This is a genomic window from Microbacterium sp. NPDC056003 (assembly GCF_042274785.1).
Lineage (GTDB): Bacteria > Actinomycetota > Actinomycetes > Actinomycetales > Microbacteriaceae > Microbacterium.
Genome location: NZ_JBHJXQ010000003.1, coordinates 292,996 through 308,679 on the forward strand (window position 1 = coordinate 292,996; position 15,684 = coordinate 308,679).

13 protein-coding genes are annotated in these 15,684 nt (G+C 69.6%); 7 read left to right on the plus strand and 6 right to left on the minus strand.

The features are described from left to right. Positions 1–21: 21 nt before the first annotated feature. The 4 genes from ACFC1W_RS13755 (at position 22) to ACFC1W_RS13770 (ending at position 5,757) form a co-directional block, all read left to right on the plus strand. Positions 22–1,422, plus strand: coding sequence for an O-antigen ligase family protein (locus ACFC1W_RS13755; RefSeq protein WP_375993540.1), 1,401 nt, complete (start codon positions 22–24; stop codon positions 1,420–1,422). Beyond that, positions 1,419–2,741: an O-antigen ligase family protein gene (locus tag ACFC1W_RS13760; RefSeq protein WP_375993543.1), complete on the plus strand. Its 1,323-nt coding sequence runs from the start codon at positions 1,419–1,421 to the stop codon at positions 2,739–2,741. The genes ACFC1W_RS13755 and ACFC1W_RS13760 overlap by 4 nt, the downstream gene beginning before the upstream one ends. Before the next feature lie 104 nt (positions 2,742–2,845). Beyond that, a complete protein-coding gene (locus tag ACFC1W_RS13765; protein WP_375993545.1) occupies positions 2,846–4,756 on the plus strand; it encodes a glycosyltransferase in 1,911 nt (636 codons plus the stop codon). Continuing rightward, positions 4,753–5,757: a glycosyltransferase gene (locus tag ACFC1W_RS13770; protein WP_375993547.1), complete on the plus strand. Its 1,005-nt coding sequence runs from the start codon at positions 4,753–4,755 to the stop codon at positions 5,755–5,757. The genes ACFC1W_RS13765 and ACFC1W_RS13770 overlap by 4 nt, the downstream gene beginning before the upstream one ends. On the opposite strand, the gene ACFC1W_RS13775 is transcribed toward ACFC1W_RS13770, so the two are convergent. The 3 genes from ACFC1W_RS13775 to glf are packed head-to-tail and all read right to left on the minus strand — an operon-like array spanning position 5,742 to position 8,453. Further along, entirely contained in the window at positions 5,742–6,488 is a 747-nt protein-coding gene (locus tag ACFC1W_RS13775; RefSeq protein WP_375993550.1) for an ABC transporter ATP-binding protein, read from the minus strand. The genes ACFC1W_RS13770 and ACFC1W_RS13775 overlap by 16 nt on opposite strands. After that, positions 6,488–7,294 carry an ABC transporter permease gene (locus ACFC1W_RS13780; RefSeq protein WP_375993552.1) on the minus strand — a complete coding sequence of 269 codons (807 nt, stop codon included), beginning with the start codon at positions 7,292–7,294 and terminating at the stop codon, positions 6,488–6,490. The genes ACFC1W_RS13775 and ACFC1W_RS13780 overlap by 1 nt, the downstream gene beginning before the upstream one ends. Before the next feature lie 22 nt (positions 7,295–7,316). Further along, positions 7,317–8,453, minus strand: coding sequence for a UDP-galactopyranose mutase (glf, locus tag ACFC1W_RS13785; RefSeq protein WP_375993554.1), 1,137 nt, complete (start codon positions 8,451–8,453; stop codon positions 7,317–7,319). A gap of 326 nt (positions 8,454–8,779) precedes the next feature. Here glf and ACFC1W_RS13790 point away from each other — a divergent pair, with 326 nt between their 5' ends. After that, positions 8,780–10,006 (plus strand): FG-GAP-like repeat-containing protein, encoded by a 1,227-nt coding sequence (locus ACFC1W_RS13790; protein WP_375993556.1) that lies wholly within the window; start codon positions 8,780–8,782, stop codon positions 10,004–10,006. Between the two features lie 88 nt (positions 10,007–10,094). Here the strand turns inward: ACFC1W_RS13790 and ACFC1W_RS13795 are convergent, their stop codons facing one another. Both ACFC1W_RS13795 and wecB read right to left on the minus strand, forming a co-directional pair. After that, a complete protein-coding gene (locus ACFC1W_RS13795; protein WP_375993558.1) occupies positions 10,095–11,390 on the minus strand; it encodes a nucleotide sugar dehydrogenase in 1,296 nt (431 codons plus the stop codon). 95 nt (positions 11,391–11,485) lie between these two features. Next, positions 11,486–12,565, minus strand: a complete 1,080-nt coding sequence (wecB, locus tag ACFC1W_RS13800; RefSeq protein WP_375993561.1) for a non-hydrolyzing UDP-N-acetylglucosamine 2-epimerase — start codon at positions 12,563–12,565, stop codon at positions 11,486–11,488. 112 nt (positions 12,566–12,677) lie between these two features. Between wecB and ACFC1W_RS13805 the strand changes: the two genes are divergently transcribed. Both ACFC1W_RS13805 and ACFC1W_RS13810 read left to right on the plus strand, forming a co-directional pair. Next, positions 12,678–14,033 (plus strand): glycosyltransferase, encoded by a 1,356-nt coding sequence (locus tag ACFC1W_RS13805; protein ID WP_375993563.1) that lies wholly within the window; start codon positions 12,678–12,680, stop codon positions 14,031–14,033. Then, positions 14,030–14,470 carry a hypothetical protein gene (locus ACFC1W_RS13810; RefSeq protein ID WP_375993566.1) on the plus strand — a complete coding sequence of 147 codons (441 nt, stop codon included), beginning with the start codon at positions 14,030–14,032 and terminating at the stop codon, positions 14,468–14,470. Before ACFC1W_RS13805 ends, ACFC1W_RS13810 begins: the two co-directional genes overlap by 4 nt. A gap of 42 nt (positions 14,471–14,512) precedes the next feature. Here ACFC1W_RS13810 and ACFC1W_RS13815 read toward each other — a convergent pair whose 3' ends face one another. Beyond that, positions 14,513–15,673, minus strand: a complete 1,161-nt coding sequence (locus tag ACFC1W_RS13815) for a hypothetical protein (RefSeq protein ID WP_375993568.1) — start codon at positions 15,671–15,673, stop codon at positions 14,513–14,515. Positions 15,674–15,684 lie beyond the last annotated feature (11 nt).

Below are 15,684 nucleotides of genomic sequence, written 5' to 3' on the forward strand. Positions count from 1 at the left end.
TCGGGGGTAGCCTGTGATGCGATGGCCGTCCACTCGAAGCACCCGGCGTCGGCGCCGCCGGCTCCCCCGGTCCGTGAGAAGACGGGGCACCTCATGCTGCGCGGATGGTGCATCTTCGTGATGTTCATGTCCCTGTCGGGCACGGCCTGGGTGCACGCGTTCGGCGAGCTGACCGCCGCGGCCATCACGATCGCGGGCGGCATCCTGTCGGTCATCCTGTGGTTCGTCATCCGTCCGCCGGTGCACTGGCAGCGCCTGCCGTGGTTCGTCGTCGCCTACGTCGCGTGCGCGACGCTCTCACTCGTCTGGTCCGCGTGGCCGCAGACGACGGCGCTCACCCTTCTGCTGCTGTGGATCACGACCATCCAGGCGCTCTTCGTCGGCAGTGTGCTCACCTGGCGCGAGCTCGTGAGGGCCGCGGCATCCGCTCTCAAATGGGTGATCGCCCTGTCGATCGTGTTCGAGCTGTGGGTGGCGGTCTTCGTGCAGGCCCCGGTCCTGCCGGGCTTCGTCGTGGGCAAGGCCGATGACCCCATCGAGTACTGGTCGCGCAACAACCTCTTCGACTGGGGCGCGCGCATCCAGGGGATCATGGGCAACGCCAACCTGCTCGGGCCGGTGGCGCTCCTGGCGATCATCGTGTTCGCGATCCGCATCGCCGCGGGGGCACCCCGTCGCGCGCTGCTGTGGGCCTGGATCGCCGTGTCGGCGTACCTCTTCTACCGCGCCTCGTCCGCCACGGCGTACGTCGCCGCCGCCGGCGTGCTCGTGGTGCTGGCCACGGTGCTGCTGATGCGGCGCGCGCGGCGACCGGGTGAGCGCACGCGGTACTACATCGGCTACGCCGTGGTCGGTCTCGGCGGGCTGGCGGTGCTCTACTTCTTCCGCACCGCGATCTTCAGCGCGCTGGGCCGCGACTCCGACCTCACCGGACGCGAGGCGATCTGGGAGAAGGTGCTCGAGCGGGCGTCCGAGCGCCCGTGGGTCGGCTGGGGCTACGCGACGCCGTGGGCGCCGTGGGATCCTGCGTTCGACGGCTGGATCATCGACCACGGCCAGACCGTGCTGCAGGCCCACAACATGTGGGTCGACATCCGGATGCAGCTGGGCATCGTCGGCGTCGTCCTGCTCGGTCTGCTCTACCTCGCCTTCATCTGGCGCTCGTGGTTCTTCGCGGTCGACCGGCCGCGCTGGGACCTGCGCGACGACCGGCCGTATTCGTCGCTCACGCTCCTGCCGACGCTGGTCGGGGCGATCGTGCTGGTGCAGGGCCTCGCCGAGTCCTCTCCCCTGCTGCTGTGGGGATGGCTGTTCGTCGTGATGCTCGGCTCCAAGATCAAGCAGTCGCCGCACGTCGGCGAAGGCCCCGCCGAGCAGAGTGCGGCGATCGAGCGCGGCGAACCCGAGAAGCAGGAGTCGTGACGGTGCCGCCGGCTCGGCCCGGCCACGCCGGCTGGCTGAGCACGCTGCTGGGCTCGGCGTCGTTCGCGCGCGCCTACACGCTCTCGGTCCTCGGCGCTGTCTTCGCCTCGTTCGCGGTCGAGCGGCTCGCCGGCCGCGTGACCTACATCACGATCATCGCGGGGCTGTGCGTGATCGGCGCGGGCGTGCTCATCGTGCGCCGGCAGGAGATCTCGCTGGTCCGCCTCGTGCCCACGACACTCGTCGTCCTCGTCGGGTGGTCGCTGATCAGCGTGTTCTGGAGCACGGATGCCGCGACCTCGTTCCTGAGCTGGATCACCACCGCCGCGCTCGCGTTCCTCGCGATCGTGATCGGCCACATCCGTGACACGCTGCAGACCGCGCGCGCGCTCGGCGACGTCCTGCGCGTCCTGCTCGCCGTCTCGCTGGGCGTCGAGGTGCTGTCCGGCGTCCTGCTCGATCTCCCCTTCCGATTCCTCGGGATTCAGGGCAACCTCGCCCAGCTCGGTCCGGTGCAGGGCATCTTCGGCACCCGCAACATGCTCGGGTTCGTGGCCGTCCTCGCGCTCATCACCTTCCTGATCGAGTGGCGCACGCAGTCCGTGCGTCCCGGCGTCTCCATCGCCTCGGTCGTGCTCGCCGGCGGTCTTGCGGCGCTGAGCGACTCCCCCACCGTGCTCGTGCTGGCGGTCGGTGTCGGGCTGGCGGTCGGCGCGCTCGCGTGGGTGCGGCACACCCGGCCCGAGCATCGCGGCGCCCTGCAGCTCGCGCTCGGTGCAGCCGTCGTGATCGGCGTCGCCGTCGGATACTTCGCGCGGCACCCGATCATCGCGTGGCTCGGCGCCGGCACCGACTTCTCGATGCGCGTCGACCTGTGGAACGTCATGGTCGACCTGGTGCGCTCGCGACCGGTGCAGGGCTGGGGCTGGTACGGCGCCTGGGCGCCGGCCGAGCAGCCCTTCAGCTTCATCAACTACTTCCTCGAGTCGGCGCACGCCACCGGCCTGAACGCGTACTTCGACGTGCTCCTCCAGTTGGGCTGGATGGGACTGATCCTGTTCATCGCACTCGCCGCCACCGCCCTCGTGCGCTCATGGCTGGCCGCGAGCGAACGCCGCTCGGTCATCTACGCGTGGACGCCGCTCATCCTCATCGCCCTGCTCATCGACTCGATGTTCGAGAGCTTCACGCTGGCGGGCATCGGCTGGCTGATGCTCGTGCTCTGCGCGGTGCGCGCCGGGCTGTCGCGGTCGTGGCGCGAGCGCATCGACGCCGCCTCCGAGACGTCCGGGCTGCCGCACGACGACGAGCGCCTCTGACGCACCGCACGAGCCTGGGCGCCCAGGGAGCCGGGGGATCGGCAGGGTAAGCTTCACTCTCGGCCCGACGCCTCGCGCCAGCCTGCAATACGGGAGCTCCTCACGTGACCCACATCCTTCAGAACGTCGTCTTCCCGACGGATCGCGATCCCGACCTCCTCCCCCTGTATGTCGACCCCGAGACGTGGTCGGTCATCGACGAGGAGCCCGTGCGCGTGTCGAGCCGGGCGCACCTGGGGAACATCCTCGGACGTACGTCCGCCCGCATCCTCGCCGGCCGTCGCGTGTCGTTCGGCACGTACTTCAACGCCTTCCCCGCCGCGTACTGGCAGCACTGGACCACGGTCCGGGAGGTGCGCCTGACCGTTCGCACGGTCGGCCCGGCGACGATCCTCGTGTACCGGTCGAACGGCTCCGGCGTCCGTCAGCGCATCGACACGCAGGAGGTCGACGGCGCCGCCGCGACGACCTTCGACCTCGTCCTCGATCAGTACAGCGACGGCGGGTTCATCTGGTTCGACATCGTCGCCGACGAGAAGAACGCGCTCTTCGAGGGCGCTGAGTGGTCGACCGAGCAGGAGCCGGCGCGCACAGGCAAGGCATCCATCGGCATCACCACGTTCAACAAGCCCGACTACTGCGTCTGGACGCTCACCAACCTGTCGGAGTCGCCCGACGTGCTCGAGCTCGTCGACCGCATCTTCATCGTCGACCAGGGTGACCGTCGGGTCGACGCGCAGCCCGGGTTCCCGGCGGTGGCCGAAGCGCTCGGCGAGACCCTCGAGATCGTGACGCAGCCGAACCTCGGCGGATCGGGCGGCTTCGCGCGCGTCATGGCCGAGAGCCTCGCGCGCCCCGACACCGAGTTCGTGCAGCTGATGGACGACGACGTGCGCCTCGAGCCCGAATCCGTGCGCCGGTCGATCATCTTCTCGCGCTTCGCCACCGTCCCCACCATTGTCGGCGCGCACATGTTCGACCTGCTCGATCGGCCGAAGCTCCACGCGTGGGCCGAGGTGGTCGACGAGGAGCCGTTCATGTGGCGTGCCCTCTACCAGGAGAAGCTGCCGCACGACTTCAGCGTGGCCAACCTCCGGCAGACGCCGATGCTGCACATGCGCCTCGACGCCGACTACAACGGCTGGTGGATGTGCAGCATCCCGGTCACGGTGATCCGCGAGGTCGGCCTCCCCCTCCCCGCCTTCATCAAGTGGGACGACGCGGAGTTCTGCCTGCGCGCACGCGAGGCGGGCTACCCGACCGTGTCGATGCCCGGCGTCGCGCTCTGGCACGTGTCGTGGGTGGGCAAGGACGATTCGATCGACTGGCAGGCGTACTTCCACGCGCGCAATCGCATCGTGGCGGGTCTGCTGCACTCGCAGGTCCCCCGCGGCGGCACGCTCATCCGCCACAGCCGCCGGATGGACCTGAAGCACCTGATGATGATGCAGTACTACCCGGTCGCGCTGCGGCACCGAGCGCTCAACGACGTCCTGTCCGGCCCCGAGCACATGCGGGCGAACCTGGCCACCGCGATGCCTGCCGCCCGAGCGCTCGCGGCCGACTTCGCCGAGACCGTGATCTACAAGGATGCCGGCGTGCCGTTGCGCTCGCGCCGCGGCCGCGTGGTCTTCAAGCGACTCTCGGTCCACAAGCTCGACAACCCGACCGGCCTGCGCCTGCGGTGGTTCACCCTGTCGACGCTCGTCTCCCACTGGTTCCACGCGCCGCGACCCGAGAACGTCGCCGAGCCCGAGGTGGAGTTCGGCAAGGGCGACGCGCACTGGTGGCGCATCCCTCGCTACGACAGCGCGCTCGTGAGCGCGGCCGACGGTTCGGGCAAGAACGTCTACACCCGCGACCGCCGGCAGTTCCGGCGCATGCTGCTCGAGAGCTTCCGGCTGCACCGGCGCCTGCGCCGCGAGTGGCCCAGGCTCGCCGCGCGCTACCGCGCCGCCGCGGCAGATCTCACCTCGCTCGCCGCGTGGGAGCGCACCTTCGAGGAGTCCCGTTGACCCAGCCGAACGATCCCACCAGCGAGCCGTTCGACCCGGCGTCGGCGACGATCGCGATCGTCACCTTCAACCGCTCGGCGCTGCTCACCCGACTGCTCACCAGCATCGGCCAGATGGACCCCCGCCCCGGTCACGTCGTCGTGATCGACAACGCGTCCTCCGACGACACGACGGACGTCGTGGAGTCGTTCCGCGAACGGCTCGGCGCGACGCTCGTCTACCGCCGCATGGAGAAGAACACCGGCGGGTCCGGCGGATTCAGCGAGGGGATGCGCGTCGCCTTCGAGCTCGGGTCGGAGTGGATCTGGCTCATGGACGACGACGTCGAGGTGATCCCCGACGGCCTGGCGAAGATGGGGACGTGGGCGCCGCGCTTCAAGAGCATTCAGGGCCGCCGCTACGACTACGACGGCAGCGAGTTCTACTGGCAGTACCGCCTGTCGATCCCGTTCGGCATCCCGATCCCGTTCGCTCCCGCCGGCTTCGACGAGTCGCGGTACCGCGAGATGAACTCCGGATGCTTCGAGGGCATGTTCATCCATCGCGACATCGTCGCGCAGATCGGCCTGCCCGATCCCCGGTTCTTCATCTACTGGGACGACTCGATCTACGGCTGGCTGGCGTCACGGCGCACCACCGCGGTCATCGTGGACGAGTTCGTGCTGCGCCGCACGCGGGAGATCAAGCAGTGGGACATGGGCGTGCGCCACCTCAACGCCTCGAGCGACGCCTACCGGTACTACATCATGCGCAACCGCGGCTACATGAAGCACTACTTCATCGCGAACGACGCGTACCGCCCGGTGCGATTCTGGCTGGGCTCGGGCCTCACCTTCGCCAAGGAGCTGATCCGCCTCGTGTTCGTTGAACGCAAGGTGCGCGGCACGAGCAACCTCTTCCGCGGGATCCGCGACGGCCGTCGCATCGCCCGCGACACCTCGTGGACGCCGATGCCGCCGCTCGCCGCCGCGGACGCCCCGGGCGGTCAGCCGGCGTTGTAGTCGGCGTTGTACCGGTCGAGGACTTCGCCGACGGGCGCGTCCAGCGCGAGGCGCCCCTTGTCGAGGTAGAGGCCGCGCGTGCAGAAGCGCCGCAGGTCGCGCTCGTTGTGGCTGACGAAGAACAGCGTGCGACCCTCGGCCAGCAGTTCGTCGATGCGCGTGTAGCACTTCTCCCGGAACGCCTTGTCGCCGACCGCGAGCACCTCGTCGACGAGCAGGATCGGCTCTTCCAGCTGCGAGACCACGGCGAACGCGAGGCGCACCTTCATGCCGTTGGAGAGGTGCTTGTAGGGGGTGTCGACGAAGTCCTGCAGCTCGGCGAAGTCGATGATGCCGTCGAACCGCCGCGAGACCTCGGCCCGCGGCATCCCGTGCAGGCCCGCCGTCAGGCGGACGTTCTCGCGCACCGTCAGATCGCCGACGAAGCCGCCCGTGATCTCGATCAGCGGGGCGACGCCACCGTGGACGGTGACGCTGCCCTCGTCCTGGATGAGGACGCCCGCGACCATCTTCAGCAGCGTGCTCTTGCCCTGACCGTTGCGACCGACCACGCCGATGGACTCGCCGGGACGCACGTCGAAGCTGACGTTCCGCAGAGCCCAGAACTCGCCCGGCTTCGACCGGCGCGACGAGTCGGCGAACAGATCCTTGATGCTGCGGCGTCCGCGCCGGTTCCGGCGGAACCGCACACCGAGATCCTTCACCTCGATGGCGAGATCGGATGCCGACATCACAGCTCCTTCAGGAGGGGGCGCTCGAGCCGGCGGAACACGAGCAGGCCCAGGGCGAGGATCAGGAACGAGATCACCGCGCCGATGCCGATGACCCACGGGTCCCACTCCTCCGGGAAGAACCCGACGCGGTAGAGCGCGAAGATGCCGGACAGCGGGTTGAAGGCGGCCAGGGTCTCGAACACCCCGGGAAGATCGGAGACGCCGTAGATGACGGGGGATGCGTAGAACAGGGCCCGGAGGATGAGCTTCGTGGTGCGCTCGAGGTCGGTCCAGATCACGCAGAGCGGGGCCACGAGCAGCCCCAGGCCGACGAGCAGCACCGCCTGCAGCACCACGGCCACGGGGAACAGGAGCAGTCCCCAGGTGAGCTCGACCGGGGTGTCGCCGAACGAGGCGACCACGACGAACAGCACGAGCACCGGCAGCGAGCACAGGAACTCGATGCCCTTGGACAGCACGATGCGGTTGACCCAGATCGAGCGCGGGATCGCGGTCGAGCGGACGAGCCGGGCGTCCTTGCTGAACGCGCGTGTGAAGTCGGACACCGCGGCGTTGAACCACACCCAGGGAAGCAGCGCCGTGATGAGGAAGACGATGTAGGGCTCGTGACCGACGGTCCGCTGGAAGATCTGCGTGAAGACGAACCAGTAGATCGCGCTCATGACGAGCGGATCGAGCACGGACCACAGGTAGCCGAGCGCGCTCGTCGAGTAGCGGACCTTCAGGTCGCGCCCGGACAGCAGCCACAGCGAGTGGAGATATCGCCTCGGCGATCCGGGGGCGCCGACAGCCGCGGTGGTCACGATGCGAGTCTAGGGCCGGGGCTCAGGCGAGCTGGTTGTTCCACATGGACAGCGCCGAGCCGATGGCCATGTGCATGTCCAGGTACTGGTACGTTCCGAGCCGTCCGCCGAACAGGACGCCATGCTCGCCCTTGGCGAGCTCGCGGTAGGCGATGAGCCCCGCGCGGTCGTCGGGGGTGTTCACCGGGTAGTACGGCTCGTCCTCGCGTGTCGCGAAGCGCGAGAACTCGCGCATGATGACGGTCTTGTCGGACGGGTAGCGGTCGGCTCGCTCCGGGTGGAAGTGCTTGAACTCGTGGATGCGGGTGTACGGGACGTCGGCGTCGGCGTAGTTCATCACCGACGTGCCCTGGAAGTCGCCCACCTCGAGCACCTCCTGCTCGAAGTCGAGCGTCCGCCAGGACAGCGCGCCTTCGGCGTAGTCGAAGTAGCGGTCGACCGGGCCGGTGTAGACGATCGGCAGCTGCCCGACGGTCGCCGTCTTGTGGAAGGGCTGCGAGTCGTCGAAGAAGTCGGTGTCGAGGCGCACCTCGATGTTCGGGTGGTCGGCCATCCGCTCGAGCCACGCCGTGTAGCCGTCGGTCGGCAGACCCTCCCACGTGTCGTTGAAGTAGCGGTTGTCGTAGGTGTAGCGCACCGGCAGCCGGCTGATGATCTCGGCAGGCAGGTCCTTCGGGTCGGTCTGCCACTGCTTCGCGGTGTAGTCGCGGATGAACGCCTCGTAGAGCGGCCGCCCGATCAGGGCGATGCCCTTCTCCTCGAGGTTCGCCGCGTCCTTCGCGTCGAACTCGCCGGCGAGCTCGTGCACGAGCGCGCGCGCCTCGTCGGGCGAGTAGGCGGCCTGGAAGAACTGGTTGATGGTGCCGAGGTTGATCGGCAGCGGGAACACGACGCCCTTGTGGTTGGTGTAGACGCGGTGGACGTAGTCCGTGAACCTCGTGAACCGGTTGACGTACTCCCACACCCCCGGGTTGGACGTGTGGAAGAGGTGAGCCCCGTAGCGGTGCACCTCGATGCCCGTCGTCGCCTCGTCCTCGCTGTACGCGTTGCCGCCGAGGTGGGGCCGGCGATCGATCACCGTCACCTTGCGACCGGATGCCGCGGCCCGCTCCGCGATCGTGAGGCCGAAGAACCCGGAGCCGACGACGAGAAGATCCATGCGGTTGTGCGCTTTCGTGAGACGGGGTGCCGCAGACACGGCGACGCGGCGGGCAGAAGGCCACACCGCGCAGGTGCAGTTTACCGGGACGCCCTTGGCCGTCCCTGAACGCGCAGAAGGTGAGAGGCGGGTAATTTAGCGATCTCCCACCCCGGGATGCACGCGAAACGCCCGTGTCGGAGAGATTCGTCCCCCAAAAAGGGGACACGTCCCGGCTATTGGTCCGACCGACCTCTCGGCTACCGTGAGGGGCAAGCGTTGCTCCGAGCGCCCGGGCGTCCCCAAGCCCTGCATATGTACGACCCAGCGTACGAAGGAGGGCCGTTATGCGCGCCCGAACCCTGTCCATCCTCCTGCCCGTCATCCTCATCGTGGGAGCGGGCGTCGCGACCGCCGCACCCGCCCACGCCGCCACCGGCGACGCAGCGAAGGTCTTCAGCCAGACGAACGCCCAGCGCGCGAAGGCCGGCGTCAAGCCGCTCATCTCCGACCCCGCACTCGACAAGGCGGCCGCCGAGTGGGCCCGGGCACTCGCGAGGTCGTGCACCTTCAAGCACAGCACCGCGACGTGGCGAGCCCAGCGCGTCGCGAAGGCGGGCTGGTCGGCGACGGGCGAGAACATCGCTGCCGGCTATTCCGTCAGCGCGGTCGTCGGTGCATGGATGGCCTCACCAGGACACAAGGCGAACATCCTCGACAAGCGATACACGGGTGTCGGGATCGGCTATGCGAAGGGAACCTGCCACTCGTCGTACTGGGTGCAGATCTTCGGCTGGACGAAGACCGCGGCGCCCGCCGGCGCCGGTGACGTCAGCGGCGATCTCAACGCCGACGTGGTCGCCCAGACCTCTGACGGGGGCGTTCTGGTCTACCGCGGCAACGGCAAGGGCGGCTGGAACGGCTCCGTGACGGCGAGCAAGGGCTGGGCGCCGGACGACAAGCTGGTCACGCTCGGCGACTTCACCGGCGACGGGATCAACGACCTCGGCAGGGTGGGGAAGGACGGCGTCTTCGAGCTGCTCAAAGGCACCGGCGCCGGCAAATACGCCTCACCGGCCGCCATCGGCACCGGATGGGGCGGTTACCGCCGCGTCATCGGCGGGCTCGACGTCGACGGCGATCGCCGCCCCGATGTCCTCGCGGTGAACTCCTCCGGTGCGCTCATCCTCCACCGCGGCAGCGGCTCGGGCACATTCACGGGGAAGGCGCGGACCGTCGGGAAGGGCTGGGGAAGCATGACCGCGATCCTTTACGCCGGCGACTTCAACGGCGACACCCGCGGCGACCTGATCGCCCGCAAGAAGGACGGAACCCTGTGGCTCTACCCGACCACCGGGACCGGTTCGTTCGGCACCGCCAAGCGCATCGGCACGGGGTGGGGCTCGATGACGGCGGTCTTCAGCCCCGGCGACTTCGACGGCTCGGGCAAGCCCGACGTCCTCGCACGTCGCAGCGACGGGAAGCTCGTTCTCTACCGCGGCAACGGCAAGGGCGGGTGGGGCACGGTCTCGGTCATCGGCAGCGGCTGGACGAAATTCGTCGGCATCGGCTGACGGTCCGTCCTCGTGGGCGCGGCGTCAGGACGCTGCGCCCACCACGATGCGCGGCGTCAGGACGCTGCGCCCACCACGATGCGCGGCGTCAGGACGCTGCGCCCACCACGATGCGCGGCGTGCCCGTCCAGACAGCGGCGTCCGTCGCATTGCGGCCGTCGACGATCAAGCGGATGCCGGGCAGGTCGGCCGGGGTGACCGAGCGGTACTCCGCGTGGTCGGTCTGCAGGATCGCCAGATCGACCTCCTCACCGAGGGCGTAGGGCTCGAAGCCCAGAGCGCGCAGTTCGTCGTCGGTGTAGAGCGGGTCGTGGACGCGCACCTCGGCCCCGCGGGACTTCAGCGCCTCGACAGTGGGGAACACGCCTGAGAACGCGGTCTCCTTGACGCCGCCGCGGTAGGCCGCGCCGAGCACGACGGCACGCGTGCCGTCAAGCGAGCCGAGGATGCCGGCGGCCTGGCCCACGAGGCGCTCGGGCATTGAGGCGTTGAGGAGACGCGCGGTGCGGACGATGTCGGCGTCGGGGTCGGTCGACAGGTACAGGCGCGGGTAGACCGGGATGCAGTGGCCGCCGACGGCGATGCCCGGGCGATGGATGTGGCTGTAAGGCTGCGAGTTGCAGGCCTCGATGACCTGGTACACGTCGATGCCGTGCTCGGCCGCGAACAGGCCGAACTGGTTGGCGAGCCCGATGTTGACGTCGCGGTAGGTCGTCTCGGCGAGCTTGGCCATCTCGGACGCCTCGGCGCTGCCGAGGTCCCACACACCGTTCGGACGCGGCAGGTCGTCGCGCTCGTCGAACTGCAGCACGGCCTCGTAGAACTCGCGTGCCCGCTGGGCCCCGGCCTCGGACAGGCCGCCGATGAGCTTGGGGTACTTGCGCAGATCGGCGAAGACGCGGCCCGTGAGCACGCGCTCGGGAGAGAAGACGAGGTGGAAGTCGGTCCCCTCGGTGAGACCCGAGCCCTCCTCGAGCATCGGCTTCCAGCGACCACGGGTCGTGCCGACGGGGAGCGTCGTCTCGTACGACACGAGCGTGCCCGGCGTCAGGTGCTCCGCAAGCGACCGGGTGGCGGCATCCATCCACGCGAAATCGGGTTCCCACGTGGTGTCGTTGACGAAGAGCGGCACCACGAGCACGACGGCGTCGGCGTCGGGGATGGCCTCGGCGTAGTCGGTGGTCGCGCGCAGGCGGCCGGCGGGGACGAGCTCGGACAGCTTCTCCTGCAGATGCGCCTCGCCTGGGAACGGCTCGAGGCCGGCGTTGATGGTCTCGACCGCCTTCGCGTTGACATCGACGCCGATCACCTCGTGACCGGAGTCGGCGAACTGGACGGCGAGGGGAAGACCGATCTTTCCGAGGGCCACGACGGCGATGCGCATGGATTCCAGTCTAGGTGAGCCCAGGACCGCCGAGAGGCGCGCGTGGTCGGCACCCACAACGAGCGGACGGTCGCTGCCGCCGCGCACGAGCGGCGTCAGGACGACGCGTCGCCCGCAGGGTTCTGAAGCGCCCGGATGACCCGCTCCGCCGCGTGCCCATCGCCGTAAGGGGCCGCCTGGGTGTCCACCGGCCGTGGGCGGGTCACTGCGGCGGCGATCTCCTCCGCCGTGTTCGCCAGGACGTTCCATCCCAGGTCGACGGTCTCGACCCACTCGGTCTCGGTGCGCACCGTGGTGCAGGGAACGCGCAGGAGGAACGCCTCCTTCTGCAACCCGCCGGAGTCGGTCACGACGCCGGCGCTCGACAGCGCCGCGGCGATGAGATCGGCGTAGGCGAGCGGTGCGTGCGCGATCAGTGAGCCCTGCGTGAGAGCGATGCCGTGCGCTGCCGCCTTCGCTACGACGCGCGGGTGGGCGAGGAGGACGACGGGCTTGTCGAGCGCAGCGAGACCGGCCGCGACCTCGGCGAGACGCGCGGGGTCGTCGGTGTTCTCGGCGCGGTGGATGGTCGCCACATAGAACCCACCCGTCTCCACGCCGAGCTCCTGCATGAGCGCCGACGGCGCGTCGGCGATCTCGTCGCGAACCTCGAACAGCACGTCGGTCATGACGTCGCCGACCAGGACCGTGCGTGACGCCAGGCCCTCGGCCGCGAGGTGGTCGACGGCGACCGCGGTCGGGGCCAGCAGCAGATCAGCGGCGTGATCGGTCATCACCCGGTTGTGCTCCTCGGGCATGCGCCGGTTGAAGCTGCGCAGGCCCGCTTCGAGGTGCGCGACGGGGATGTGCATCTTCACCGCGCTCAGCGCCGCGGCCACGGTCGAGTTGGTGTCGCCGTAGACGAGGACCCAGTCGGGCCGATGCTCGTCGAACACGGCGTCGAGCGCGGCCAGCATCGCGCCGGTCTGCACTCCGTGCGATCCGCTGCCGACGCCCAGGTGCACGTCAGGTGCGCCGATGCCCAGATCATCGAAGAAGACGTCGGACAGCATCGGGTCGTAGTGCTGTCCCGTGTGCACGATCACGTGCTGGACCCCGGCCGCCTGCGCGGCTTTGTGGATCGGGGCGAGCTTGACGAACTGCGGGCGTGCCCCGACGACGCTGACGATCTTCACGGTCAGCCAGTGTACGTGGCGCACCGCACGCGTGCCCGCGTGCGGCACGGCCGGCCGCAGCTCACCGCTTACGATGGATCGAGTACCGCACGAGAGAGCGAGCCGCAGCGCCGTGACCGACACCACACCGTCCGAGAGCACGGAGGACGCCCCCCGTCCGCATCTGCTCTACGTCGCGTGGGGCTTCCCTCCCTGCCGGGGCAGCGGCGTCTACCGCGCATGGGCGACGGCGAACGCGTTCGCGGCCGCCGGGTGGGACGTCACCGTGCTCACCGTGCCGCGTGAGGTGTTCACGCTGTCGACCGGCGTCGACGAGTCGCTCGAGCGCACCGTGGACCCGCGCATCGAGATCGTGCGCGTACCCTTCGACTCCGCGGCGTTCCAGAACGACCTCCGGCGCTGGCCGTGGCTGCGCGCGACCGCCCCCGAGCTGTGGAACGTCCTGAACGCCCGCAAGGAGCAGCGCACCTTCCCGGAGCGCACCTACGGCCTGTGGCGGCCGGCACTCGAGGCCGCCGCGCTCGACGTGCACGCGCGGCATCCGGTCGACCTCGTCCTCGGCACCGCGAACCCGCACGTGGACTTCACACCCGGTCTGCGCCTGCACCGCGATCACGGCATCCCCTATGTCATGGACTACCGCGACGCGTGGCAGCTCGACGTGTTCACCGGCGCACGCCTCAGCGCAGCCGACAGCGCAGTGGCGGAGTGGGAGCGTGAGCTGATCGCCGACGCCCACGCGGTGTGGTTCGTCAACGAGCCGATCCTCCGCTGGCACGCCGAGCTGTACCCGGAGGCGGCTGATCGATTCCGCGTCGTCTCGAACGGCTACGACAGCGCTCCCGATGACCACCCCGGATCCACCGAAGGCGACGGACTGGTCTTCGGGTATCTGGGCACGATCTCATCCGCCGTTCCGATCGACCGTCTCGTCGAAGGCTGGAAGGTCGCCCGCAGCCGTTCGCCGCTCGTCGCCGCCTCGCGCATCGAGCTGTGGGGCCATCTCAACCACGTCGGCACCCCCAACGAGGCCGTGTCCCGCCAGATGGCCGGCTTCGCCGAGAACGGCATCGCGTACCGGGGCCCGGTGCCGAAGCAGCAAGTCGGTCACGTCTACTCGCGGTTCGACGCGCTTCTGCTTGTCCTGGGCACGGGTCGATACGTCACGAGCGGCAAGGTCTTCGAGTACGCCGCCACCGGCCTGCCGATCGTCTCGGTCCACGACCCGGGTAACGCCGCGAGCGACGTCCTCCGCGACGCGCCGGCATGGTACCCGGTGGCCTCCATCGACAGTCCCGACGCCATCGCGGATGCTCTGATCGCCGCGGCCGAGCGCGCGAAGGCCCAGCTGCCCGAGGAGCGCGCGGCCGCGCGGGTCTGGGCAGGGCAGTTCCAGCGCGCGCGCCAGCTCGATCCGCAGATCGCCGCGTTGCACGCATTCGTCGAGCAACGGAAGGTCGCACGATGAAGGTCGTGGTCTTCGCCCCGTCAGGTGCCGTCGCGTCAGCCCTCGATCAGCTGCCGCTCGGCGACGGCGACGACGTGCTGGTCGTCGCGGGCGGTCCGCCCGACACCGTCGCCGGCGTGCGCACCGTGATCCTCACGCCCTCGCTTCGCGCGGCCACGCGCTGGGCCGGTGCGGCGCTGGGCGGGTCGGTCGCGGGCCGCAACCTCCTGCGCCTGACACCGCTCGACCCGGGACGGCGTTTCGCAGGGGCGACGCGACGTGCCGGCCGGCTGCGGACGGAGCTCGCGGAGGCCGACCTCATCGTCGCACTCGAGCGCGACGGGATCCTCGCCGCGTGGCACGCGGCCCGCCGCGCCGGCGCCCATGCGCACGCCGTCTACGGTGTGCCGGCCGCGCAGGGTCGGATGGCGGAGGGCCGAGCCGCGCACGCGGACTGACTCGCGCGGCCCTCCCCGCCGGATGCCGGCGGCGGCTTGCGCTCAGGCGGAGGCGAGGCGTGTGAGGATGCCCTCCTGCACCGCCACGTCGGCCTCCGACGACAGAAGCTCCGCCACGCCGTTCGCGTTCTGCTTGAATCGCCGAACGTCATCGGGTGACAGCCCACGCAGTGTGCGGGCCAGATCGGCGGCGGAGTAGTCCGCCGTGATGGCGCCGAGGTCGTGGCGGCGGATGAGGCGATCGGTCTCGACGGACGGTCCGAACACGATCCCCAGGCGGGCCTGAACGAAGTCGAAGAACTTGTTCGGGAGCATCAGCCGGTGGTTCGGGGTGTGCGGGGGAAGGATGAACACGCCGAGGTCGTAGGCGTTGAGGGCGTCCGGTAGGTCGTCCGGCGCCACGGGCGGATGAAGCGTGGTCCGGGGGCTGGCCTGGATGCGGTCGACGAGGCGCTGCCAGTACTTGTCGCCCTGGCGGGACGGGATCAGGAACAGGTCCAGGGAGTACGCGTCACCGAGCAGATCGACCGCGTCGATGATCGCCTCGATGTTCCGCCCGGGGACAGCGCCGCCGCTGTGGACGAGCCTGATCCGGTCGGCGGCGAGAGGCGACGGAGAGAGGTCGGGCCGATACGCGATCGCGTTGCGCACGATGTCCATGCGCACCCCGAAGCGCTCCTCGTACATGGTCGCGATCGACTGGTTCACCGTCGTGCTCGCATCGATCCGCGGGAGGTACGTGCGGCACACCCAGTCCATGAACGGCGCCACCAGCAGCCGCCACGACAGTACGTGAGAGCGCTCTGCCGGCGCCCACTCGTGCAGGTCGCACCAGATGCGCGGAGCGCCGGCCACGACACTCGCGAGCGGCAGCGCGCGGGCCTCGTTCGCGACGACGATGTCGAACTCACGGCCAGCCAGCAGCGCCCGCCCCGCCCGCACGGCGGGGGCGTCGAGCGCCACCGATCGATAGCGTCGCAGGCCGAGTTTCAGCACGCCCGGGATCGTCTGCGGAAGCGAAGGCAGCGCGCTGTCGATCTGCAGGTGATCGTGCGCGGCGTCGGGCCGCTCCCCGTACGACAGCGTGGTGACCTCGCCATGCCGGGCGAGCACGTCGAGCTGCCGCAGCACGCGCGCGTCGGCGCGGATGTCGGAGAAGGAGATGCAGAGGATCCGCGGGCGCGGGCTGTCGTTCACGGGCATGTCCAGAGGAT